We start from the raw sequence: 21,062 nt of genomic DNA on the forward strand, positions 1-21,062 counted from the left end.
AGTCGTCGCGATGGGCGTCGAACAATGCATTAACCCGTTGCGCAGCAACATATTCGGCGTCGGTAAACCGATCGGCCAACCACCGATAGTACGGGTTTGGCGAGCGAGCTTGAGCACCCAGCACGTCACCGCCACGGGAATCCCGTCAGCGGCGAGCTCCTTTACGAGCGGTGAAGCCTTGTCCCGGCAGATTCGACTGCGACAAATAGGTCGCGATCCGGCGCAGCACCTCGTTTGTCACCTATCCGTGCGGCAGACCCCTTCGACTATTTTCGGTAGCCGACTAGGTAGTTCAACGGATGTCACGTCGCTGCGGCGTTGGCATAGTCGCTTGCTAAATCGAGAGCGATCCGTGTGGGGAGAAGAGCCTGGTGACTGCCGCCGACCAACGATTCGAAACAGATGTGCCCGCCGATGCCGCCGGATCGGCGGCGGCCTCGAAGTGGCCGCGGTATCTGCGCGCGGAGTTGGGCTTTTCTAACCACTGGCATCCGGCGCTGTTCAGCCACGAGTTGGCCGAAGGCGCGTTCGCGTCGGTGAAGATGCTCGGTCGACAGATTCTGTTGACTCGTGTCGACGGCCAAGTCCGCGCGATCGCGGATCAGTGCGCACACCGCGGGGTGCGATTCTCGGCGCAGCCCTTGTGTTTTCAGAAAGGCACGGTGTCGTGTTGGTACCACGGCTGGACGTACTCTCTGGCTGACGGGCAGCTCACCGACGTGCTGACGTCTCCTGATTCGCCGGTGATCGGACAGGTGGGCATCCCCGTCTTCGCTGCCGAAGAGCAGCAGGGCCTGATCTTTTTGTTCGTCGGCGACCAGGAACCCCCCGCGCTGAGTGAGGATGTTCCGCCGGGGTTTCTCGATCCTGACACCCACTGCCTCGGGATTCGTCGCACCGTTGCGTCGAATTGGCGGCTGGGGGTGGAGAACGGGTTCGACACCACCCATATCTTCATGCATCGCGATTCGCCGTTGGTGTCCGGCAACAAACTCGCGCTGCCGTACGGCTTTGTCCCCGCCGACCGCGGGGCGATGGAGGTCCATGCCCAGGGCTGGCCCAAAGGTGTCGTCGACAATCTCGCCCAAAACTACAAGCCGGTCTTCGAAGCGCAACTGCACGGCCAGCCCGTGCTGCAATGCCAGCTCTCCGGTGACGAAAAGCGGGTAGCAGCAAGGGTAAGCGTATGGCTGCCGGGGGTGCTGAAAGTCGATCCCTTCCCAGACCCCACGCTCGTGCAATACGAATTCTATGTCCCGGTCGGCGCGACCGAGCATGAGTACTTCCAGGTGCTGCAGCGAAAGGTGGCGAACGAGGCCGACATCCAGGCCTTTGAGCAAGAGTTCGACGACAAGTGGCGTGATCTCGCCCTGCACGGATTCAACGACGACGACGTCTGGGCGCGCGAGGCTCAAGAAGAGTTTTACCGCGACAAGAACGGTTGGGCCAACGAGCACCTCTTCCCGCCCGACATGTGCATCACCAAATGGCGCCAACTCGCGTCCACCCACGCGCGCGGCCTCTCCGGGGACCAGCGAAATGGCGGTGCCTCGTAGCGGCGCGTTTCCCGACCTCAGAGCGAATCTCACATCCCAATCCCGCCAGGAGCGTCTATGGCTAAATTCGTCACCACTCAAGATCAGCGGTGGGCGTCGGCTTATCTCGCGGGTTTCAACGTCGAAGAGTGCCGGCTGTGGGATAAGGGCAATCTTTTCGCCGGAATATTCAAGCTACCGAAAGGCTTTGTCTTCCCTCATCATTCCCATCGGAGCTGGGTGCAAATCTTTGTGCTGGATGGGCAGATTCGAGTCGACCTGGATGGTCACGAGCCCAAATCGATCTCCGCCGGCGGTTACTACTTCGTCGAACCGGGCGACCCCCACATCGAGACGGTGGAGGAGGATCTCACTGCCTTCGTGACCACCGCCGAGAGCCGCGAAGCCCTCAACGAAGCCTTCATCTGAGGCCGGCAGATGAAGCTGATCAGCCCCAATCTCGTTGTAGCGCCGACCATCACCTCGGCGCAACGGCGAATTTCGTCGTTGTCAGAGTCGACGCCGATGAAACCGCTTCGCGGTGTGGGCTCCATGGCCGCGTTCGCGCTGGACACCTTCGTCACGATGTTCACCACGCGATTTGCGTGGCGTGAATTCCTGGAACAGACCTGGTTCGTCGCCAGGGTGGCGATGTTCCCGGCGTTGATGCTGTCGGTGCCGTACGTCGTGCTGACGGTGTTCACGTTCAACGTGCTGCTGGTGGAGTTCGGCGCCGCGGATCTGTCCGGAGCCGGCGCCTCGCTCGGCGCGGTGAACCAGATCGGCCCGTTCGTCACGGTTCTCGTCGTCGCAGGAGCCGGGGCGTCGGCGATGTGTGCCGACCTCGGGGCGCGAACCATCCGCGAAGAACTCGACGCGTTGAAGGTGATGGGCATCGACCCGATCCAGGCGCTTGTCGTGCCGCGTGTGCTCGCCGCCACCGTGGTCGCGCTGCTGTTGTCGTCGCTGGTGACGTTGACCGGCGTCACCGGAGCGTTCTTCTTCTCGGTGTTCTTCCAGCACGTCACACCCGGAGCTTTCGTGGCGGGCATGACGCTGGTCACCGGATTACGAGATGTGTTGGTGGCCATGGTCAAAGCGACCATGTTCGGTCTCACCGCCGGCCTGATCGCCTGCTTTCAGGGTGTCAATGTCAGCCGTGGGCCCGCCGGGGTCGGCAACGCCGTCAACGAAACCGTCGTGTTCTCGTTCGTGCTGTTGTTCATCATCAACTTGGTCATCACCGCCCTCGGCTTCGAGGTGACCAAATGAGCACCAGCACCTTCGCCGATCAGTGGGTGCCGCGTGCGGCGCGGATCAGAGAGCTGCGGGACGGGTGGCGCCGGCTCGGAGAGCAGACCAGGTTCTACGGGAAAGCGCTGGGCTCCGTCGCGCACGCCGTCATCTACTACCGAGCCGAGACGTTGCGTCAGATCGCGGCAATGAGCCTTGGTACCGGCTCGCTGGCCATCATCGGCGGAACGGTCGCGGTGGTCTCGTTCATCACGATGTCCAACGCCGGCGCGCTTGCGAGCCAGGGCTACAACCAGCTGTCGCAAATCGGGGTCGAGGCGTTGAACGGCTTCGCGTCGGCGTTCGTCAACACCCGACTGGTCATCCCCTTCACCGCGGGCATCGCGTTCGCCGCCACCATCGGCGCCGGATCCACCGCCCAACTCGGCGCCATGCGGATCAACGAGGAGATCGACGCGCTGGAGGTGATGGGCATCCGTTCCATCGCCTACCTCGCCTCAACTCGCATCGGCGCAGGCGTTTTAGTCGTCATCCCGCTCTACTGCGTGGGTCTGCTGCTGGGTTACACGGCGGGCTTCTTCGTCACCACGCTGATCTACGGCCAGTCCAGCGGCGTGTATCAGCATTACTTCGACACCTTTCTGATTCCCGCGGACCTGCTGCGGTCTTTCGTCGTCACGATCGCCGAAGTGACCGTGATCATGCTGATCCACACCTACCACGGCTACACCGCGGCAGGGGGGCCCGCAGGCGTCGGCAAGGCCGTTGGCCGGGCGACCCGGACCTCGCTGATCGGAGCGGCGTTCATCGTGTTGTTCGTCACCCTGGCCCTCTACGGCCAGACCGGCAACTTCAACTTCGCGGGCTGACACATGGCACGCCGAGGGCAACCCCACATCGCCGCCGAATGGTTGGCAATCCCATTGGTGGCCGGCATAGTGGCCGCCGCGGCGCTGAGCGTGGCGTCCTTCAACCGGACGTTCTCCGCGGCGGTGCCGATCACGTTGACGTCGAACCGCACCGGTCTGGTCATGGAGCCGTACTCGAAGGTGAAGATGCGCGGCGTGCAGGTCGGACATGTCGCGACCGTCTCCGGCGGACTCAACTCACAAACCCTGCGTCTCGAGATCGACCCGGACAAGATCAACTTCATCCCCGCCAACGTCGAGGCAAGGATCAATGCCACCTCACTATTCGGCGCGAAATACGTTGACCTGATCTATCCCGCCAACCCGAGCCCCAAGCGGCTCGCCGCGGGTGCGGTCCTGCGATCGGAAAACGTTGCCACCGAGGTCAATACCGTCTTCGAAAACCTCGTGCAGCTCATCAAGCAGATTGATCCGGCCAAGCTCAATGCGGTTCTGTCGGCACTTGCCGAAGGCGTGCGCGGACAGGGCGAACGTATCGGCGAATCGATCACCGACACGAATCAGGTTCTGGCGGCGATCAATCCGCGCACCGACACGCTCCGCGCCGACTGGCGCGCACTGCAACGCGTCGGTGACATCTATGGCGCGGCCGCGGACCACATCATCGACACCCTGTCGGCGCTGACCACCACCAGCGGCACGGTGACCACGCAAGCCGGCCAACTCGACGCGCTGCTGGCAGCCCTGGCAGGCCTGTCCCGCAGCGGAATCGAAGCCCTCGGCCCCAGCAAGGACAACCTCATCACCGCGGTCAACGTGCTGCGACCGACGACCGACCTGCTGATGAAATACAACCCGGAGCTGACCTGCCTGCTGGTCGGCGCCGACCGCACCCTCGGCGATTGGTCTCAGATTCTCGGGGGCAGCAATGGCAAGTCCTTGATCATGGATGCCCAGCTGCTCCTTGGCGATGACCCGTACCGATACCCGGCGAATCTACCGATCGTCGCCGCAAAGGGCGGGCCCGGTGGCAAGCCCGGGTGCGGGGCGCTTCCCGACGTCGCCCAGAACTGGCCGGTGCGATACCTGGTCACCGATACCGGTTTCGGCACCGGGATGGACATCCGGCCCAATCCCGGCATCGGATTCCCCGGCTGGGCCAATTACTTCCCGGTGACCCGCGGGGTGCCGGAACCGCCGAGCATCCGCTACCCGGGCGGGCCGGCTCCCGGTCCCGTGCCCTACCCGGGTGCCCCGCCCTATGGTGCGCCCCGGTACGCACCTGACGGCACCCCCTTGTACCCGGGCGTCCCCCCTCCGCTCCCTCCCCCCACCCCTCCGGACGGGGGGCGCCCGCCCACCCAAGCAGGTTCGCCCGCGCCGTGACGCACGGCCGGCCGGCATTATCCAGACCGCGAATCCGAAAGGTGAATTACCTTGCGGCGTAACCTAACAGGACTCCTGTTGCGCCTCACGGCCTTTGTCGTGGTGTGTGGGATCGGCGCGTTCGCGCTGGTTGCCATCTACGGACAACTGCGATTTGAGAACGAGAGGACCTACACCGCCATCTTCACCAGCGTCAGCGGACTGCAAAACGGGAATTTCGTGCGCATCGCCGGTGTGGAAGTCGGCAAGGTCAAAAACATCCAGATCGCCAACGACGACACGGTGCGGGTGACCTTCTCCGCCGACGACTCGGTGGTCCTCACCCAGGGCACCAAGGCGGTGATCCGGTATGCCGACTTGATCGGCGGGCGCTATCTGGCCCTCGAGGAAGGCCCGGGCCCAACGGCGAAACTCCCGCCCGGCGGCACCATCAAGGTCGCGAACACCGCGCCGGCGCTGGATCTCGATGCGCTGATCGGTGGCTTCCGCCCGCTATTGCGCGCGCTGGACCCTACCCAGGTCAATACGCTTACCTCTCAACTCATTACGGCGTTTCAGGGCCAAGGCGCGACGATCGGATCGATCCTTGCGCAAACCGCGTCGCTGACGAACACGCTCGCCGACCGCGACGCGCTGATCGGGCAGGTCGTGGTGAACCTCAACACCGTGCTCGGCTCCCTGGCCGGACACAGCGACAAGTTCGGCACCGCGATCGATTCGCTGTCCCAGCTGGTGCACGCGCTGGCCGAACGCAAGCAAGACCTCGTCAACAGCGTCGCCTATGGGAACGAGGCCGCGGGCTCGATCGCCGACCTGCTGTCCCAAGCGCGGGCCCCATTACAGAAAACCGTGCGTGAGACCGACCGCACCGCCGGCAACGTAGCGGCGGATCACGACTTTTTCGATGACCTGCTCAAGACGCTGCCCGACGCCTACCGCGTGCTCGGCCGGCAGGCCCTCAACGGCGACTTCTTCAGTTTCTACATGTGCGACCTGATCCTCAAGGTCAACGGCAAGGGAGGCCAGCCGGTCTTCATCAAGGTCGCCGGGCAGGACACGGGCAGGTGCACACCACGATGAAGCCCTTCCGAGACCGCAACCCGGTCATCATCGGCATCGCGACCATCGTCGTGGTGTCCGCTCTGACGGTGGCCGCGCTGAACTACAACCGGCTCCCCTTGTCCTCTGGCGCAACATATTCGGCATACTTCGACGAGGCCGGCGGTCTGACCACAGGTGCCCCGGTGCAAGTGCGGGGATTCAAGTCCGGCCAGGTCAAATCCATCAGTCTGGATCCCCACGGCGTATTGGTTTCCTTCACGGTGGACGACGACGTCCGGCTGGGCGAACAGACCGAGGTGGCGATCAAGTCGATCAGCCTGCTCGGCAACAAAAGTCCTGGAGGTCACCCCCCGCGGCGACGGTCACCTGAGCGGCACCATCCCGATGCAGCGCACCACGTCCCCGTATCAACTGCCCGACGCACTCGGTGATCTGACCGCAACCATCAGCGGGCTCAATACGAATCAACTCTCCGACGCGCTGAAGACCCTGGCATCCACACTGCACGACACGCCGCCGCAGCTCAAGGTCGCCGTGGAAGGCGTAGCTCGATTCTCTGAGACCCTCAACGAACGCGACGCGCAGCTGCGCACCCTGTTGTCCAATGCCGCCAACGCGACCTCGGTGCTGGCCTCACGCACCGACGAAGTGGTGCGGCTTATCCGGGACTCCAACGCGGTGCTGGCTGCGCTGCGCGGCCAAAGCGCTGCGCTGGACCAGATCTCGCGCCACATCTCTGCGTTGGCCGCGCAGCTGCATGGGTTCATTGCAGACAACCGCGCGACGCTCAAACCCGCGCTGGACAAGCTGAACGGCGTCTTGGCCACCATCGACAACCGCAAGGCCGAAGTCCAGAAATCGCTCAAGGGTCTCAACACCTACGTGATGTCCTTCGGCGAATCAGTCTCGTCCGGCCCGTTTTTCAAGGCCTACGTCGTCAACCTGCTGCCCGGACAGTTCATCCAGCCGTTCGTCGACGCCGCGTTTTCTGACCTCGGCCTGGATCCGAATGTGCTGCTGCCCTCGCAGCGCACCGACCCGCAGACCGGTCAGCCGGGAACACCGGCCCTGCCCGTGCCGTATCCGCGCACCGGCCAGGGCGGCGAGCCGCTGCTGACGCTGCCCGATGCCATCACCGGCAAGCCGGGAGATCCGCGTTACCCGTACCGCGAGCCGCTCCCGGCGCCGCCTCCGGGCGGGCCCCCGCCCGGGCCGCCCGCGCTGCCGCCCGGCCAGCAGACACCTGTACAGCCCACGCCCACAGCGGTATTCGTTCCCGCACCCGGCGAACCCGGCGCACCGGCCTCGGGGGCCGGCGGATGAACCGCCCGCGCTGGTTGCGGTCGGCCTTGGCGGCCGTGTTGGTTGTCGTGATCGCCGCGGCGGCCTACCTGGTGCTCGGGGCTGCTCGTCAGGTCGGCCGGATCCACGCCGTCGCTTACTTTCCCAACAGCAACGGTGTGTTTGCCGGTGACGATGTGCGAATCCGGGGTGTCAAGGTCGGCAGCATCGACGCGATCGAACCCGAACCCAGTCGGGTGAAGATCCATTTCTGGGTGGACGACCAGTACAAGGTGCCCGCCGACGCCAAGGCGGTGATTCTGTCTCCCACGCTGGTCACGTCGCGGGCCATCCAGTTGACCCCTCCGTACCGTGGCGGACCAAGTCTGGCTGACGGCGCGGTCATCGGCGAGGACCGCACCGCGGTGCCGATGGAGTGGGACGACTTCCGCGGCCAACTCGAGCGTCTGACACGCCTGCTGCAGCCCACCGAGCCCGGCGGGGTCAGCACACTGGGCGCGCTGGTCAACACCACTGCCGACAATCTGCGCGGACAGGGAGCCACGATTCGGGAAGCGCTCGTCAAGCTGTCCAAAGCGGTGTCGGCGCTGGCAGACCACAGCACCGACACCTACGGTTCGGTCAAGAATCTGGCCACCCTGGTGTCGGCGCTGCAGGGCAGCACAACCCTGATTCGCCAACTCAACGAGAACCTCGCCGCAGTCACCGGCGTGCTGGCCAATGATCCTAACGAGATAGCAAGCGCCATCAAGGATCTCAACGACGTGGTGGCCGAAGTCAAGACCTTCGTCGCCGATAACCGCGACGCGCTGGGCACCACTACCGAAAAGTTGGCCGCGGTGTCCCAGACCCTGGTCGACAGCCTCGGCGACATCAAGCAACTGCTGCACATCCTGCCGACCACCGCGGCCAACGGTGTCAACCTCTATCAACCCGCACAGGGCACGCTCAGCGGTGCGCTTGCGGTCAACAACTTCGCTGACCCCATCAACTTCCTGTGCGGAGCGATCCAGGCCGCTTCCAGGTTGGGCGCCGAGCAGTCGGCCAAGCTGTGCGTGCAGTATCTGGCCCCGATCGTCAAGAACCGTCAGGTCAATTTCCTTCCGCTCGGCGTCAATCCGTTCGTGGGCGCTGCCGCGCGGCCCAACGAGATCACCTACAGCGAAGACTGGATGCGCCCCGACTATGTACCGCCCGCGCAGCAGAGCGATCCGGCGACCGGTTTGCAGGGCATGATGATGCCCGCCGAAGGCGGCCGGCAATGAGAACGCCTACCCGCCGTCGCGTCGTGGTCGTCCTCGTCGGGTTGGCTGCCGCCCTGTCGGGGTGCGACTGGCGGGGGTTGAACTCGCTGCCGTTGCCCGGCACGGAGGGTCGCGGGGCGGGATCGTTCACCATCGTGGCCCAGATGCCCGACGTGGACACGATCCAGCCAAACTCGCGGGTGCGCGTCGGCGACGTCACCGTGGGCACCGTCACCAGGATCGAGCGTCAGGATTGGCACGCACTGGTGACCATGAGTCTCAACCATGATGTGAAGCTGCCCGCGAATTCGACTGCCACCCTTGGGCAGACCAGCTTGCTGGGATCGCTGCACATCGAGTTGGCGGTACCCACCGACGAACCGCCACGCGGCCAGTTGCACCAGGGATCGCTGATTCCGTTGTCGGCCAGCAAGGCCTACCCGTCCACCGAGCAGACACTGGCGTCCGCCGGCTTGCTGCTGAACGGAGGCGGGCTGGGCCAGGTCCAGGACATCACCGTCGCGTTGACCACCGCGTTCGGCGGCCGCGAAGATGCGCTGCGCACGCTGCTGGCGCAATTGGACACATTCATCGGCCGGGTCAATGCGCAAACCCACGACATCATCGCCGCGACAGACAGTCTCAACACGCTGCTCACCAAGTTCGCGGCACAGAAGCCAATCATCGACCACGGATTGGACACGATTCCCGACGCGTTGGCGACATTGAACAGCGAACGCGACACCCTGATCGACGCCGTCGATCAGCTGGGCAAATTCAGCGCACTCGCCGCTGATTCGGTGCGGCAGACCAAGACCGCGATCGTGGCCGAGCTCAAAGACCTTGGCCCGGTGCTGGAATCGCTGGGCAACGCCGGACGCTCACTGACCCGGTCGCTGAACCTGTTCACCACCTACCCATTCGCGAAGGACACGTTGACAAAGTGGTTCCGCGGTGATTACGCGAACGTGACTCTGGTCGTCGACTTGACCCTAAGCCGGCTTGACACATCGTTTTTCACCGGAACGCGCTGGGAAGGCAACCTCACCAAACTCGAGATGCAGTGGGGCCGCACCGTCGGGGTGCTTCCCAGCCCCTACACCGCGGGCAATCCTCTGCTGGCACCCTACCGATTCGATCAGGGGCCCTGACATGATGCACCTGACTTTGCGCGTCCGATTGCAGTTGGCGGTGTTCACGGTGATCGCCCTCGTCGCGGGCGGCATCATGATGTTCCGGTATCTCGATCTCGGGAACCAGTTCTTCGGTTTGGGCCATTATCGAGTGACCGTTGACTTACCAACGGCCGCAGGCCTTTACCCCAACGCCAACGTCACCTACCGCGGCACCGAAGTCGGGCGCGTCGAGGACGTCGGCCTGACCCCGACCGGCGTGGCGGCGGTGCTCTCGCTGAGGTCGGGCGTGCGCATTCCCGCGGACCTACAAGCCCAGGTGCACAGTCAAACCGCCGTCGGTGAGCAATTCATCGAATTCGTTCCCCGAGGCGGCGACGGTCCCGCGCTCAGGGACGGCGACGTGATTCCGGTAGAGCGCACGAGCGTGCCGCCCGACATCAACTCGCTGTTGAGTGCCACCAACGCCGGGCTGTTGGCCATTCCGCACGACAACCTGAGAACGGCGATCGACGAGTCCTACACGGCCGTCGGGGGTTTGGGTCCCGAGCTGGCTCGGCTGGTGAAGGGTACCACCACCCTGGCGGCCGATGCGCGCACCAATCTGGACGCGCTGACCACCCTGATCGACCAGTCCAAACCGATCCTGGATACCCAGGTCGACACCTCGGACGCGATCAGGGCGTGGGCCGCGAACGTCGCACAGATCACGGGTGAACTTGCGGCTCAGGACAGTTCGATGCGAGGCTTGTTGAACACCGGTCCGGGCGCCGTCGATGAAGCCCGCCAGCTGTTGGACCGGCTGAAGCCGACGTTGCCGATACTGGCGGCGAACCTGGCCAGCGTCGGGCAGGTGGCGCTCACCTATCAACCGAGCATCGAGCAGTTGTTGGTGCTCATGCCGCCACTGGTCGAGATGCTGCAGGGCTCGACACTGGCCGACCGCGATACCAAGCAGGCCTACAAGGGCACCTACCTGTCGTTCAACCTGAACGTGAATCTTCCGCCGCCGTGTACCACCGGATTCCTGCCGCCCAACCAGGTGCGCTCGCCGAGCGAGGTGGACTACCCGGACCGACTGCCCGGTGACATGTACTGCCGAGTGCCGCAGGATTCGTTGCTCAACGTCCGGGGTGCGCGCAATCTGCCGTGCCTGACCAGGCCGGGCAAGCGGGCGCCGACGGTCGAGATGTGTGAAAGCAACGACAATTACGTTCCGCTGAACGACGGATACAACTGGAAGGGCGACCCGAACGCGACGCTCTCGGGCCAGGCCGTTCCGCAGCTGCCGCCGGGTGCCGCCGCGCAGGCACCTCCGCCGATCGCGGCGGCCATCTATGACCCCGTCACCGGAACCTACACGGGCCCCGACGGGCGCCGGCACACCCAGGCCGATCTGGCCGCCGACGCTCCGGTCCAGCACAGCTGGCAGGACATGTTGTTTCCCCAGACAGGACGCTGAACACAATGACCACCGACACCCAGCAAGCCGCGGTCGATGACACCGACGCCATCGACGACGCCCCCGTACCCCGGCCGCGCAGGCGAATGTCGATACGCCGGCAGTCGTTGTTCGTCGGACTCACCATGATCATGATCGTCACCGGCGTCGCCGGGTGGCTCGGATGGCGGGCCTACCAGTCCGAGCGGGTCGGCCAGCTACGCGCGATGTTCTTGACCGCTGGTCGGCAGGGCGCCCTGAACCTCACCTCCATCGACTGGCGGCAAGCCGACGCCGACGTGCAGCGCGTCCTCGGCTCGGCTACCGGCGCCTTCCACGACGATTTCGCCAACCGATCCAAGTCGCTGATCGAAGTGGTCAAGCAGGTGCAGTCGACATCCCAGGGAACGGTCACCGCGGCCGGGCTGGAGTCGGCGACAGACACCGAGGCGCAAGTGTTGGTCGCGGTCAGTGTTCGGATCTCCAATGCTGGTGCGGCCGACCAAAAGCCGCGACTGTGGCGGATGCGGATCTCGGTGCAGAAAGTCGGGCAGGAGGTAAAGGTGTCCAACGTGGAGTTCGTACCGTGACCGCGAATGAGAATCTCGTGGCAGTAGACCACGAGGGCGATGCCCGGCGCGGCTTGCGATCCGACCTGCTGATCGCCATGGGTAGGCTGATCGCTCGCCCACGCACTCGACGTGCCGGCGACGGTGCCCAGGCCGATACGCCGAAGCCGAATGAGGCAACTGAACTGTCGGACAACGACATCGACGAGGCCGGGCGCGATCCCGGGTCGGTGCGGTCCGGCCGCGATCATCCCGATCGCAGGGTTCTTGCCGTCGGGGTCGGCACCTTCGTACTGGTGGCCGTGCTGTCGGGGGTGGCGGCCTACGCGAAATATCTGGATGCCCGGGCGGCGGCGGCGAGTCGAGCGGCGGTCGAATCGGTTCAGGCAGCCAAGGACAGCACCGTCGCGATGTTGTCCTACACCCCCGACAGCGTCGAACAGAAACTCACGGCCGCCAGCGACCGACTCACCGGAACGTTCCACGACTCCTACGCCTCGTTGATACACGACGTCGTGATTCCCGGTGCGAGAGAAAAGAAGATCTCCGCTGCCGCCACGGCGGCCGCGGCAGCGTCGGAGTCGGCCAGTACCAACCACGCGGTGGTGGTGCTGTTCGTCAACCAGGCCATCGTGATCGGCACCGATGCCCCGACCCAAACCGCGTCGGTGGTCGAAGTCACCCTCGACAAACTTGGGAACCGTTGGCTGGTAGCCGGATTCGAGCCGAAGTGAACTTCGTGACATGCGCTGTCGCGGGTCTGGCCGCGTCCGCGCTGGCAACCACGCTGGGCCCGGCGCTTACTGTGAACGCCGACGCGACGGCGTATCTGGTCAACGTGACGGTCCGGCCCGGCTACCACTTCGCCAGCGCCGCAGACGCACTCGGCTACGGGCACGGCATCTGCGACAAGATCGCGTCGGGGCGTGGATATAGCCGGCTGATCGGCGACCTCAAGGCCGACCTGGCCACCCCCGATGACTATCAGGCGTCTTATCTGATCGCCCAGGCGGCCAATGAGCTGTGCCCCGGCTTGATCTGGCAACTGCGCAATTCCGCCGGCGGCTACCGCTTCACCACCCCTTAGTCCCGACACGCAAATCCCTTGGAGCAGTGATGAACACGGCAACCGACACGGGCCGACCGAGGCGCCGGCGACGGCTGGTCGCGGCGATGTCAGCTCCGCTGATGGTTCTCGGCCCTGTTTGTCTGCCGCAGGCGCACGCCGACAACAGCCGCTTGAACGCCAGTGTGGTCTCGAATGTGTACACGATTCACCGACACGCCGGCTGCACCGACGACCTCCGCGTCAGCCCGTCCCTGCGGCTGGCCGCGCAATGGCACACCGACGACCTGCTTGCCAACTACTCACTCGACGGTGACCCCGGCTCGGACGGATCTTCGGTGGCCGACCGTGCCGCGGCCGCCGGATATCACGGCGCGGTGGCCGAAACCGTGGCCGTCAACCCGGCGTTGGCCATCAGCGGCATCGAGCTGATCAACCAGTGGTACTACAACCCGGCCTACCTGGCCATCATGCAGAACTGCAGCTACACCCAGATCGGCGTGTGGTCGGGCAGCCGCCCGGATCGCACGGTGGTAGTAGCCGTGTACGGACGGCCGACATGAGTTCTCTCGACCGGAGGCAGTGTGCCCCGGCCGTTTTCACTCACAAGTTGAATCGATAGGAGAGAAAATTCATGGATCCCAGTCCCGATTACGACATCAGCGACGAATTGGAGTACGGCATCGATTGGTTCGCGTGGATCCTACGAGGGGTGTATCCACCGCCGGCCTACCCGCAGGTCTAGGAGACCCCATGAAGGTCGGAACCACGCTGCTACGCGCCACACTGGCGGCGGCAGCGACGCTGTGTTTGTTGACAGCGGCGTATGCGCGCGCCGGGACGGTCGACTACCTGATGGTCCCCTCGGCGGCGATGGGACGTGACATCCCGGTCGCTTTCATGGCCGGTGGACCGCACGCGGTGTATCTGCTGGACGCATTTGACGCCGGCGATGCGGTGAGCACCTGGGTGAGTGCGGGCAATTCGATGAACACGCTTGCAGGCAAAGGAATCTCGGTGGTAGCCCCGGCCGGCGGCGGCTACAGCCTCTATACCGACTGGGAGCAGGATCCAAGCCGCCAGTGGGATACTTTTCTGTCCGCCGAGCTGCCGACCTGGTTGGCGGCCAACAGGGGCCTGGCCGCGGGCGGGCACGGGGTGGTCGGGGCCGCCCAGGGCGGCACCGGCGCGCTGATGCTGGCGGAGTTCCACCCCGATCGTTTCAGCTATGCCGGCTCGATGTCGGGCTTCCTGACCCCGTCGAACACCACCCTGAACGGGGCGATCAGTGCGGGAATGATGAGGTTCGGCGGCGTCGACATCCGCAACATGTGGGGGTTACCCCAGCTGGGACGCTGGAAATGGCACGACCCGGACGTGCACGTACAGGCGTTGGTAGACAACAACACCCGGCTGTGGGTTTACAGTCCACAAACCCTGACCGCCAGTGACGAGGCCGCGATGATCGGCTACCCCGAGCAGGCTCAGGGCAGCAGCCGCGCCTTCTACGCCCACTACGTTGCGGCGGGGGGCCGCAACGGGCACTTCGATTTCCCGGTCACCGGTGACCACGGCTGGTCCTCCTGGGGGCCACAACTGCAGGCCATGTCGGCCGACCTCGCCGCCCGGATCAAGTAGCTCGAACGAAAAGTGATAACACACAAGGAGAATCGATTTGACCCAGACAGTGCGCGGAGTGGTGTCGAAGAAAAGGGGCGAGCCGGTCCAGCTGGTCGACGTGGTCGTCCCCGATCCCGGCCCGGGCGAAGTGATCGTGGAAATCAGCGGCTGCGGGGTCTGTCACACCGACCTGACGTATCGCGACGGCGGGATCAGCGCTGCCTACCCGTTCCTGCTTGGCCACGAGGCGGCCGGCGTCGTGGAGTCGGTGGGGACCGGTGTCACAGCCGTCGAACCCGGCGACTTCGTAGTACTGAACTGGCGTGCGGTATGCGGACAGTGCCGCGCGTGCCGGCGGGGTCGCCCACAGTACTGCTTCGACACCCACAACGCCGCACAGGCGATGACGCTGACGGACGGCACCGAGCTCACGCCCGCGCTGGGTATCGGTGCCTTCATCGATAAAACGCTTGTGCACCAAGGCCAGTGCACCAAAGTCGACCCGGCGGCGGACCCCGCAGCGGTTGCGCTGCTGGGGTGCGGAGTAATGGCCGGCCTCGGCGCGAGCATCAACACCGGTGCGGTGAACCGCGACGACACGGTCGCGGTGATCGGCTGCGGTGGAGTGGGCGATGCCGCCATCGCGGGCGCCCGGCTCGTCGGCGCGCGCAAGATCATCGCGGTCGACACCGATGACGCCAAACTGGATTGGGCCACAGACTTCGGCGCAACCCATACCGTAAACGCGCGTCGTGGCAACGTCGTCGAGGCAATCCGGGACCTGACCGACGGCTTCGGCGCGGACGTGGTGATCGATGCGGTCGGCCGCCCCGAGACCTGGACGCAGGCGTTCTATGCCCGTGACCTCGGTGGAACCGTTGTGCTGGTGGGTGTTCCGACCCCGGACGTACGCATCGACATGCCGCTGGTGGATTTCTTCTCCCGCGGCGGGGCGCTGAAATCGTCGTGGTACGGCGACTGCTTGCCGGAGCGGGACTTTCCCACCATGGTCATGCTGTACCTGCAGGGCAGGCTGCCCCTGGATAGGTTCGTCTCCGAGCGCATCGGGCTCGAAGACATCGAGAACGCGTTCGCCAAGATGCACAGCGGCCGGGTGCTGCGCTCGGTGGTGGTGCTCAAGTGAGTGTTTCGCGTTGCCGCACACACGACGTCGGTCGAGGGCCGTGGTGACGGCGCACGACAAGCTTGCCGACACCGCCATCCGCGATGTCGTCGACAAGCTGGAGACGGCCGCGCTGACGCGGCAGCCGATCGCTCCGGTACGCGCGATGCTCGGAGCGGACAACGTCGACGCCGCCTACGCCGTGCAGCGGGAACTCATCGATCGGCGCGTCGCCGACGGCGCGGTCATCGTCGGACGCAAGATCGGGCTGACGTCGCCGGCGGTCCAGCGGCAACTCGGAGTCGACCAACCGGATTTCGGGGTGCTGCTGGCCGATATGGAGGTCTGCGCCGCGGGATCGGTCCCGTCACAGCGGCTCCTGCAACCCAAGGTGGAGGCCGAGATCGCATTCGTCCTCCGCGCCGATCTCATCGGGGGTTTCGACGACACCGCGCACATCCGCGCCGCGGTCGACTACGCGATGGCAGCCTTGGAGATCGTCGACAGCCGCATCACTAACTGGGACATAACCATTGCCGACACCGTCGCCGACAACGCGTCGGCCGGCTTGTTCATGCTGGGCAGCCGACGCCTGACCCTCGATGAGTTCGAGCCGCGCGCGGCCACGATGCGGATGTACGTCGACGATCAACTGGTATCACACGGTGATGGGTCGGCGTGCCTCGGCGACCCGCTCAACGCTCTCGCCTGGCTGGCCCGCGCCGCGGCACTTTACGGCGAGCCGCTGCGGGCCGGCCAGATTGTGCTGTCGGGCGCGCTGGGCCCAATGGTCGCCGCACCCCCCGGTACCCGCATTCACGCCGAAATCGCGCCGCTGGGGCCGATTTCCGCCCATTTCTCAATTCTGGAGGAGACGTGAACAAGACAAGAGTCGCCATTATCGGATCGGGCAACATCGGCACCGATCTGATGATCAAGATCTTGCGGACATCCAAGCACCTTGAAATGGCCGCCCTGGTGGGCATCGATCCCGCTTCCGATGGACTGGCCCGGGCCGCGCGGGTGGGCATTGCGACCACCCACGACGGCGTGGCCGGGCTCGTTGAGTTGCCCGGATTCGAAGACATCGGCATCGTGTGTGACGCAACCTCCGCCCGGGCTCACCTCGCCAACGCGAGCGCACTCGCGTCGTACGGCAAGACGCTGATCGATCTGACGCCCGCGGCGATCGGCCCGATGGTGGTCCCACCGGTCAACCTGCATGCGTGCCTGGATGCCGGGGCCACCAACGTCAACATGGTGACGTGCGGAGGTCAGGCCACTATTCCGATCGTCGCGGCGGTCTCCGCGGTCACGGCGGTGCACTACGCCGAAATCGTGGCCTCGATCGCCTCGAAGTCGGCCGGTCCCGGAACGCGGGCCAACATCGATGAATTCACCGAAACCACCGCGCAGGCCGTCGAATCGGTCGGGGGAGCGGCGCGGGGCAAGGCCATCATCATTCTCAACCCCGCCGAGCCGCCGTTGATCATGCGTGACACCGTCTTCTGCCTGATCGGTGACGCCGATCATGACGCGATCGCGGCCTCCATCGGCACGATGGTCGACCGGGTGCGCGGCTATGTACCCGGCTACCGGCTCAAGCAGCAGGTCCAGTTCACCCCGGTCGCACCGGATGAACCCGTCCACACCCTGGTGCCTGACGGTGCGGGCCCGGTACGCACCCGGGTGTCGGTCTTTCTGGAAGTCGAAGGCGCCGCCCATTATCTGCCGTCATACGCCGGCAACCTGGACATCATGACCTCCGCCGCGTTGCGGGTCGCCGAATCGATCGCACAGCGGCAACTGGACGCTCAGTTCGCCGAGGCCCGGAAATGAACTCCGCGTTGTACATTCAAGACGTCACCCTGCGCGACGGCATGCACGCCATCCGCCACCGGATCGGCCCGAAGGATGTCGCGCGCATCGCCGCGGCCCTCGATGCGGCGGGGGTGGACGCTATTGAAGTCGCGCACGGTGACGGCCTGGCCGGTGGTTCGCTGAACTACGGTCCGGGCAGCCACACCGACTGGCAGTGGATCGAGGCCGCCGCCGCGGTCGTCGAAAACGCGGTGCTGACAACGCTGCTGCTTCCCGGCATCGGCACCATCGCCGAGCTCAAACACGCGCACTCGCTGGGAGTGCGGTCGGTGCGCATCGCCACGCACTGCACCGAAGCCGACATTGCCGCCCAACACATCTCGACCGCCCGGGAACTGGGGATGGATGTGTCCGGCTTTCTGATGATGAGCCACATGGCCCATCCCGCGCAATTGGCCGCCCAGGCCAAGGTGATGGAATGGCATGGAGCCCAATGCATTTACGTCACCGACTCCGGCGGGAGGTTGACGATGGACGGAATGCGGGCGCGCGTCCGTGCCTACCGCGACGTGTTGAAGCCCGAGACTCAGATCGGCGTGCACGCCCATGAGAACCTGTCGCTGTCGGTGGCCAACAGCGTGGTGGCCGTCGAAGAGGGGACGGTCCGGGTGGACGCTTCGCTGGCCGGGCAGGGCGCAGGGGCCGGCAACACTCCCATCGAGGCATTTGTGGCGGTCGCCGATCTGTACGGCTGGTCGCACGGCTGCAAACTGCTCGAGTTGCAAGATGCCGCCGACGATTTGGTTCGCCCGCTGCGCGACCGGCCCGTCCAAGTCGATCGCGAGACGCTGACCCTCGGCTACGCCGGGGTGTATTCGTCTTTTCTGCGTCACGCGGAAAACGCCTCACGCACTTATGGAGTCGACACCCGCGCGTTGCTGCTCGAAGTGGGCCGGCGGCGTTTGGTGGGCGGTCAGGAGGACATGATCGTCGACATCGCGCTGGACCTGGCCGGCGCGGGTCCGGTTGCGCAGGGGCACCGATGATTCCATCGTTCGACCTGTCCGGCCGGTCGGCGCTGGTGACCGGAGCGGCGGGCGGCATCGGTGCCGCGGTCGCCCGGGCGCTGGCCGCCGCGGGTGCCGCGGTGCTGGTGACCGACGTTGACAATGTCGCCGCCAGGGCGGTCGCCGGGCGCATCACCGAGCTGGGCGGTACCGCGGACAGCGCCTCGCTTGACGTGACCCAGCGTGCATCGGCCGACGGGGCCGTCGCCAAGGCCGCCGAGATGACAGGCGGCAGGCTACACATTCTGGTGAACAACGCCGGTGTCACCGCGCCGGCAATGTTCGCAGACACCTCGGAGGACAGCTTCCGGCTACTGGTCGACATTCATGTGCTGGGCGCATTCCATTGCGCGCAAGCCGCGCTGCCCTTCCTGCCCACCGACGGCACCGGCCGCATCATCAATGTCACCTCGGCGGCGGGTATCACGGGCACGCTCGGCCAGGTCAACTACTCGACCGCCAAAGCCGGAATCATCGGGCTCACCAAGTCCCTTGCTCGCGAGTTGGCACGCAAGCAGATCTTGGTCAATGCCCTGGCGCCCCTCGCGGCCACACCGATGACCGAGACGATCCGGACCAACGAAAAGTTCTCGGCCAACATGATGGCGCGAATCCCATTGCGCCGCTGGGCCGAACCAGATGAGATTGCCGGAGCTTTCGTGTTTCTGGCGTCCGACGCCGCTTCCTACATCACCGGGCAGGTGCTGCCGGTCGACGGTGGCATGGTGATGTGACGGCCGCGGCGCCGCCCCGCGTCGATGGCTCCGACCGGTTCCGCGTCCGGCGCGAGAGCCGGCTTGTGCGTGCGCACGCCCGCCTCCGCGTCATCGAAAATCAGTACAGGCTCGGTAATTTGACGGATGTGTTGGTGGCGCATTCCGGCCACGGTGTCCATATGGAGATGGAACGTCACTCGCCTGCAGGTTACGACCACCACGACGACACTTTGAAAGGTGAGGCGCTCTACGACGTCTACGTGGAGATGAGACAAGAGTGCCCCGTCAAATTCAGCGACCTGTACGGCGGCTTCTACACACTCACCGGGTACGACGACGTCCGGGCCGTCGCCCAGAACCACGCGACGTTTTCGTCTGCGCACGGCATCCTCGTGCCCGAACTGGATCGGCCCCCGTTTCGGGCATTGGAGTTCGACCCACCGGTGCACGGCGACCACCGCAAGGTCATGGTGCCTCTCCTGACGCCCGGCGAAGTATCGAAGGCGGAAGGGATGATCCGACGGAATGCGGTCGAGCTGCTCGATGCGGTCAGCGGTCGCGGCGAGTGCGAGATCATCGAGGACTTCTCGGAGCCCTTCGCGGTCGGCGTCATCGCCGAGGTTCTCGGAATCACCGGTGTAGCCAAACAGCGGGTGCGGGAGCTGACAACGGACTGGGTCCGCAACGCCGACACCCCGGCGGGTGACGCCGCGATGGGCGCATACGTCGCAATGATGATCGCCGAGGTTCAGGATCGCAGGGAAAACCCGCGCGAGGACGCGCTGACGTCGATGACCCAGGTGAAGATCAGGGGCGAGCTGCTGCCGGATCCGGAACTCGCGATGTACGTGGTGACCATGACGCTGGGCGGGCACCACTCGCTGGTTTCCGCGCTGGCGAGCATGGCATACATTCTCGGATCCGATTCCACCCGTCGCGACTTGCTGATCGAGCAGCCGGAGCTGATTCCCAATGCGGTCGAAGAGACGCTGCGCATCTACTCGCCGCTTCATGCGATCGGACGCAAGACGAAATGTCCGGCTCAGCTACACGGCGTGGAATTGCCGGCCGACGCGCGCGTGATGATGAACTTCGGGGCGGCCAACCGGGACCCCGCCGTGTTCGAGTCTCCGGACGAGTTTCGCGTCGAGCGGCCGAACGCCAACCGCCACCTCGCTTTCGGTGACGGCATCCACAAGTGCTTCGGTATGCATCTGGCAAGGGCTGAGATGCGGATCGCGACAGAAGAAATGCTTCGGTGCCTGCCCGGCCTGCGTCTTGCCGAGGACGTCGAATTCAGCGGCTTGCAGGGCGGATTCTTGTTCAGCCCGACCGCAGTCCACGTCGCGTTCACCCCGTCGAATTGAGGAATCTCACCGTGTCTGTTGCCGAAGATCGAATCGCGATCCGCGATCTCACCGCCCGGTACTCGCGCGCCGTCGACGACCGCGATCTCGACGCCTTCGCCGATACCTTCGTACCCGAAGGAACCATGGAACTGGTTGGGCTTCCCCAACTGTCGGGTCGTCAGGAGCTGATGGCGGCGGCCGAGGGGCTCGGTTACGGAACCGTGCACATGACGCTGGACGCCGTCGTCGACGTCACCGGCGACCGCGCGACGCAGGTCGCCACCCTGCTGCTGGCCAAGCGCCAGCAGGACAAGAGCACCTGGGAATTGGTGACGACCGGTCGGTATACCGACGAGTTCATCCGCACTGCGGCGGGATGGCGGTTCCGCCACCGCAGGGTCGACCTGGACCTTGACATCGACGCGGTCTACATCACGTTGACGGGAAGCCCGGCGCCGCGCCCGCCCGCCGACTGAGCTTCGGCCCGGCTGGCGCGCGAAAGCGT

At 65.2% G+C, this 21,062-nt stretch carries 22 protein-coding genes and 1 pseudogene; all 23 read left to right on the plus strand.

Annotation, left to right across the window (positions count from 1 at the left end; translation table 11 throughout):
* The first annotated feature begins 371 nt into the window (after positions 1 to 371).
* Complete coding sequence (locus BN973_RS07315) at positions 372 to 1,556, plus strand: Rieske 2Fe-2S domain-containing protein (RefSeq protein WP_198048900.1); 1,185 nt, start codon at positions 372 to 374, stop codon at positions 1,554 to 1,556.
* A gap of 57 nt (positions 1,557 to 1,613) precedes the next feature.
* On the plus strand, positions 1,614 to 1,964 hold the full coding sequence (locus tag BN973_RS07320; RefSeq protein WP_036466915.1) for a cupin domain-containing protein: 351 nt from the start codon (positions 1,614 to 1,616) through the stop codon (positions 1,962 to 1,964).
* 96 nt (positions 1,965 to 2,060) lie between these two features.
* A complete protein-coding gene (locus tag BN973_RS07325; RefSeq protein ID WP_139830204.1) occupies positions 2,061 to 2,807 on the plus strand; it encodes an MlaE family ABC transporter permease in 747 nt (248 codons plus the stop codon).
* Positions 2,804 to 3,658, plus strand: a complete 855-nt coding sequence (locus BN973_RS07330) for an ABC transporter permease (RefSeq protein ID WP_036466917.1) — start codon at positions 2,804 to 2,806, stop codon at positions 3,656 to 3,658. Before BN973_RS07325 ends, BN973_RS07330 begins: the two co-directional genes overlap by 4 nt.
* Positions 3,659 to 3,661: 3 nt before the next feature.
* A complete protein-coding gene (locus BN973_RS07335; RefSeq protein ID WP_051641157.1) occupies positions 3,662 to 5,044 on the plus strand; it encodes an MCE family protein in 1,383 nt (460 codons plus the stop codon).
* A 51-nt stretch (positions 5,045 to 5,095) separates the two neighbouring features.
* A complete protein-coding gene (locus BN973_RS07340; RefSeq protein WP_036466919.1) occupies positions 5,096 to 6,124 on the plus strand; it encodes an MCE family protein in 1,029 nt (342 codons plus the stop codon).
* A pseudogene (locus BN973_RS07345) lies at positions 6,121 to 7,429 on the plus strand (MCE family protein). Before BN973_RS07340 ends, BN973_RS07345 begins: the two are co-directional and overlap by 4 nt.
* On the plus strand, positions 7,426 to 8,673 hold the full coding sequence (locus BN973_RS07350) for an MCE family protein (RefSeq protein ID WP_036466920.1): 1,248 nt from the start codon (positions 7,426 to 7,428) through the stop codon (positions 8,671 to 8,673). The pseudogene BN973_RS07345 and the gene BN973_RS07350 overlap by 4 nt, the downstream one beginning before the upstream one ends.
* Positions 8,670 to 9,803 carry an MCE family protein gene (locus BN973_RS07355; RefSeq protein WP_036466922.1) on the plus strand — a complete coding sequence of 378 codons (1,134 nt, stop codon included), beginning with the start codon at positions 8,670 to 8,672 and terminating at the stop codon, positions 9,801 to 9,803. Before BN973_RS07350 ends, BN973_RS07355 begins: the two co-directional genes overlap by 4 nt.
* A 4-nt stretch (positions 9,804 to 9,807) precedes the next feature.
* Positions 9,808 to 11,247: an MCE family protein gene (locus tag BN973_RS07360; RefSeq protein ID WP_036472130.1), complete on the plus strand. Its 1,440-nt coding sequence runs from the start codon at positions 9,808 to 9,810 to the stop codon at positions 11,245 to 11,247.
* Positions 11,248 to 11,252: 5 nt separating this feature from the next.
* On the plus strand, positions 11,253 to 11,816 hold the full coding sequence (locus BN973_RS07365) for a hypothetical protein (protein ID WP_036466925.1): 564 nt from the start codon (positions 11,253 to 11,255) through the stop codon (positions 11,814 to 11,816).
* Between the two features lie 17 nt (positions 11,817 to 11,833).
* The gene (locus tag BN973_RS07370; RefSeq protein ID WP_232232036.1) at positions 11,834 to 12,529 is read left to right on the plus strand and encodes a hypothetical protein; all 696 of its coding nucleotides are present in this window, start codon (positions 11,834 to 11,836) and stop codon (positions 12,527 to 12,529) included.
* 5 nt (positions 12,530 to 12,534) lie between these two features.
* The gene (locus tag BN973_RS07375; protein WP_407067574.1) at positions 12,535 to 12,882 is read left to right on the plus strand and encodes a DUF732 domain-containing protein; all 348 of its coding nucleotides are present in this window, start codon (positions 12,535 to 12,537) and stop codon (positions 12,880 to 12,882) included.
* A 29-nt stretch (positions 12,883 to 12,911) separates the two neighbouring features.
* Entirely contained in the window at positions 12,912 to 13,424 is a 513-nt protein-coding gene (locus tag BN973_RS07380; protein WP_407067573.1) for a CAP domain-containing protein, read from the plus strand.
* A gap of 71 nt (positions 13,425 to 13,495) precedes the next feature.
* Positions 13,496 to 13,606, plus strand: coding sequence for a hypothetical protein (locus BN973_RS32175; protein WP_139830201.1), 111 nt, complete (start codon positions 13,496 to 13,498; stop codon positions 13,604 to 13,606).
* Between the two features lie 8 nt (positions 13,607 to 13,614).
* On the plus strand, positions 13,615 to 14,499 hold the full coding sequence (locus BN973_RS07385; RefSeq protein ID WP_036466927.1) for an alpha/beta hydrolase-fold protein: 885 nt from the start codon (positions 13,615 to 13,617) through the stop codon (positions 14,497 to 14,499).
* A 37-nt stretch (positions 14,500 to 14,536) separates the two neighbouring features.
* A complete protein-coding gene (locus BN973_RS07390; protein WP_036466929.1) occupies positions 14,537 to 15,625 on the plus strand; it encodes an S-(hydroxymethyl)mycothiol dehydrogenase in 1,089 nt (362 codons plus the stop codon).
* 43 nt (positions 15,626 to 15,668) lie between these two features.
* Positions 15,669 to 16,484, plus strand: a complete 816-nt coding sequence (locus tag BN973_RS07395; RefSeq protein ID WP_407067572.1) for a 2-keto-4-pentenoate hydratase — start codon at positions 15,669 to 15,671, stop codon at positions 16,482 to 16,484.
* Positions 16,481 to 17,443 carry an acetaldehyde dehydrogenase (acetylating) gene (locus BN973_RS07400; RefSeq protein WP_036466933.1) on the plus strand — a complete coding sequence of 321 codons (963 nt, stop codon included), beginning with the start codon at positions 16,481 to 16,483 and terminating at the stop codon, positions 17,441 to 17,443. The genes BN973_RS07395 and BN973_RS07400 overlap by 4 nt, the downstream gene beginning before the upstream one ends.
* Positions 17,440 to 18,471 (plus strand): 4-hydroxy-2-oxovalerate aldolase, encoded by a 1,032-nt coding sequence (gene dmpG, locus BN973_RS07405; RefSeq protein WP_036466935.1) that lies wholly within the window; start codon positions 17,440 to 17,442, stop codon positions 18,469 to 18,471. The genes BN973_RS07400 and dmpG overlap by 4 nt, the downstream gene beginning before the upstream one ends.
* Positions 18,468 to 19,226, plus strand: coding sequence for an SDR family NAD(P)-dependent oxidoreductase (locus tag BN973_RS07410; protein ID WP_036466938.1), 759 nt, complete (start codon positions 18,468 to 18,470; stop codon positions 19,224 to 19,226). Before dmpG ends, BN973_RS07410 begins: the two co-directional genes overlap by 4 nt.
* Before the next feature lie 128 nt (positions 19,227 to 19,354).
* On the plus strand, positions 19,355 to 20,575 hold the full coding sequence (locus BN973_RS07415) for a cytochrome P450 (RefSeq protein WP_232232192.1): 1,221 nt from the start codon (positions 19,355 to 19,357) through the stop codon (positions 20,573 to 20,575).
* 11 nt (positions 20,576 to 20,586) lie between these two features.
* Positions 20,587 to 21,033: a nuclear transport factor 2 family protein gene (locus tag BN973_RS29875; RefSeq protein ID WP_051641159.1), complete on the plus strand. Its 447-nt coding sequence runs from the start codon at positions 20,587 to 20,589 to the stop codon at positions 21,031 to 21,033.
* Positions 21,034 to 21,062: the final 29 nt, after the last annotated feature.

The sequence above is a fragment of the Mycobacterium triplex genome, from assembly GCF_000689255.1.
Classification (GTDB): domain Bacteria; phylum Actinomycetota; class Actinomycetes; order Mycobacteriales; family Mycobacteriaceae; genus Mycobacterium; species Mycobacterium triplex.

What these genes read in the sequence shown, in the direction of transcription:
- BN973_RS07320 (WP_036466915.1), top strand. Translation starts at nt 1,614, where the DNA reads ATGGCTAAATTCGTCACCACTCAAGATCAGCGGTGGGCGTCGGCTTAT.
- BN973_RS07325 (WP_139830204.1), top strand. Translation starts at nt 2,061, where the DNA reads ATGAAACCGCTTCGCGGTGTGGGCTCCATGGCCGCGTTCGCGCTGGAC.
- BN973_RS07330 (WP_036466917.1), top strand. Translation starts at nt 2,804, where the DNA reads ATGAGCACCAGCACCTTCGCCGATCAGTGGGTGCCGCGTGCGGCGCGG.
- BN973_RS07335 (WP_051641157.1), top strand. Translation starts at nt 3,662, where the DNA reads ATGGCACGCCGAGGGCAACCCCACATCGCCGCCGAATGGTTGGCAATC.
- BN973_RS07350 (WP_036466920.1), top strand. Translation starts at nt 7,426, where the DNA reads ATGAACCGCCCGCGCTGGTTGCGGTCGGCCTTGGCGGCCGTGTTGGTT.
- BN973_RS07355 (WP_036466922.1), top strand. Translation starts at nt 8,670, where the DNA reads ATGAGAACGCCTACCCGCCGTCGCGTCGTGGTCGTCCTCGTCGGGTTG.
- BN973_RS07360 (WP_036472130.1), top strand. Translation starts at nt 9,808, where the DNA reads ATGCACCTGACTTTGCGCGTCCGATTGCAGTTGGCGGTGTTCACGGTG.
- BN973_RS07365 (WP_036466925.1), top strand. Translation starts at nt 11,253, where the DNA reads ATGACCACCGACACCCAGCAAGCCGCGGTCGATGACACCGACGCCATC.
- BN973_RS07380 (WP_407067573.1), top strand. Translation starts at nt 12,912, where the DNA reads ATGAACACGGCAACCGACACGGGCCGACCGAGGCGCCGGCGACGGCTG.
- BN973_RS32175 (WP_139830201.1), top strand. Translation starts at nt 13,496, where the DNA reads ATGGATCCCAGTCCCGATTACGACATCAGCGACGAATTGGAGTACGGC.
- BN973_RS07385 (WP_036466927.1), top strand. Translation starts at nt 13,615, where the DNA reads ATGAAGGTCGGAACCACGCTGCTACGCGCCACACTGGCGGCGGCAGCG.
- dmpG (WP_036466935.1), top strand. Translation starts at nt 17,440, where the DNA reads ATGAACTCCGCGTTGTACATTCAAGACGTCACCCTGCGCGACGGCATG.
- BN973_RS07410 (WP_036466938.1), top strand. Translation starts at nt 18,468, where the DNA reads ATGATTCCATCGTTCGACCTGTCCGGCCGGTCGGCGCTGGTGACCGGA.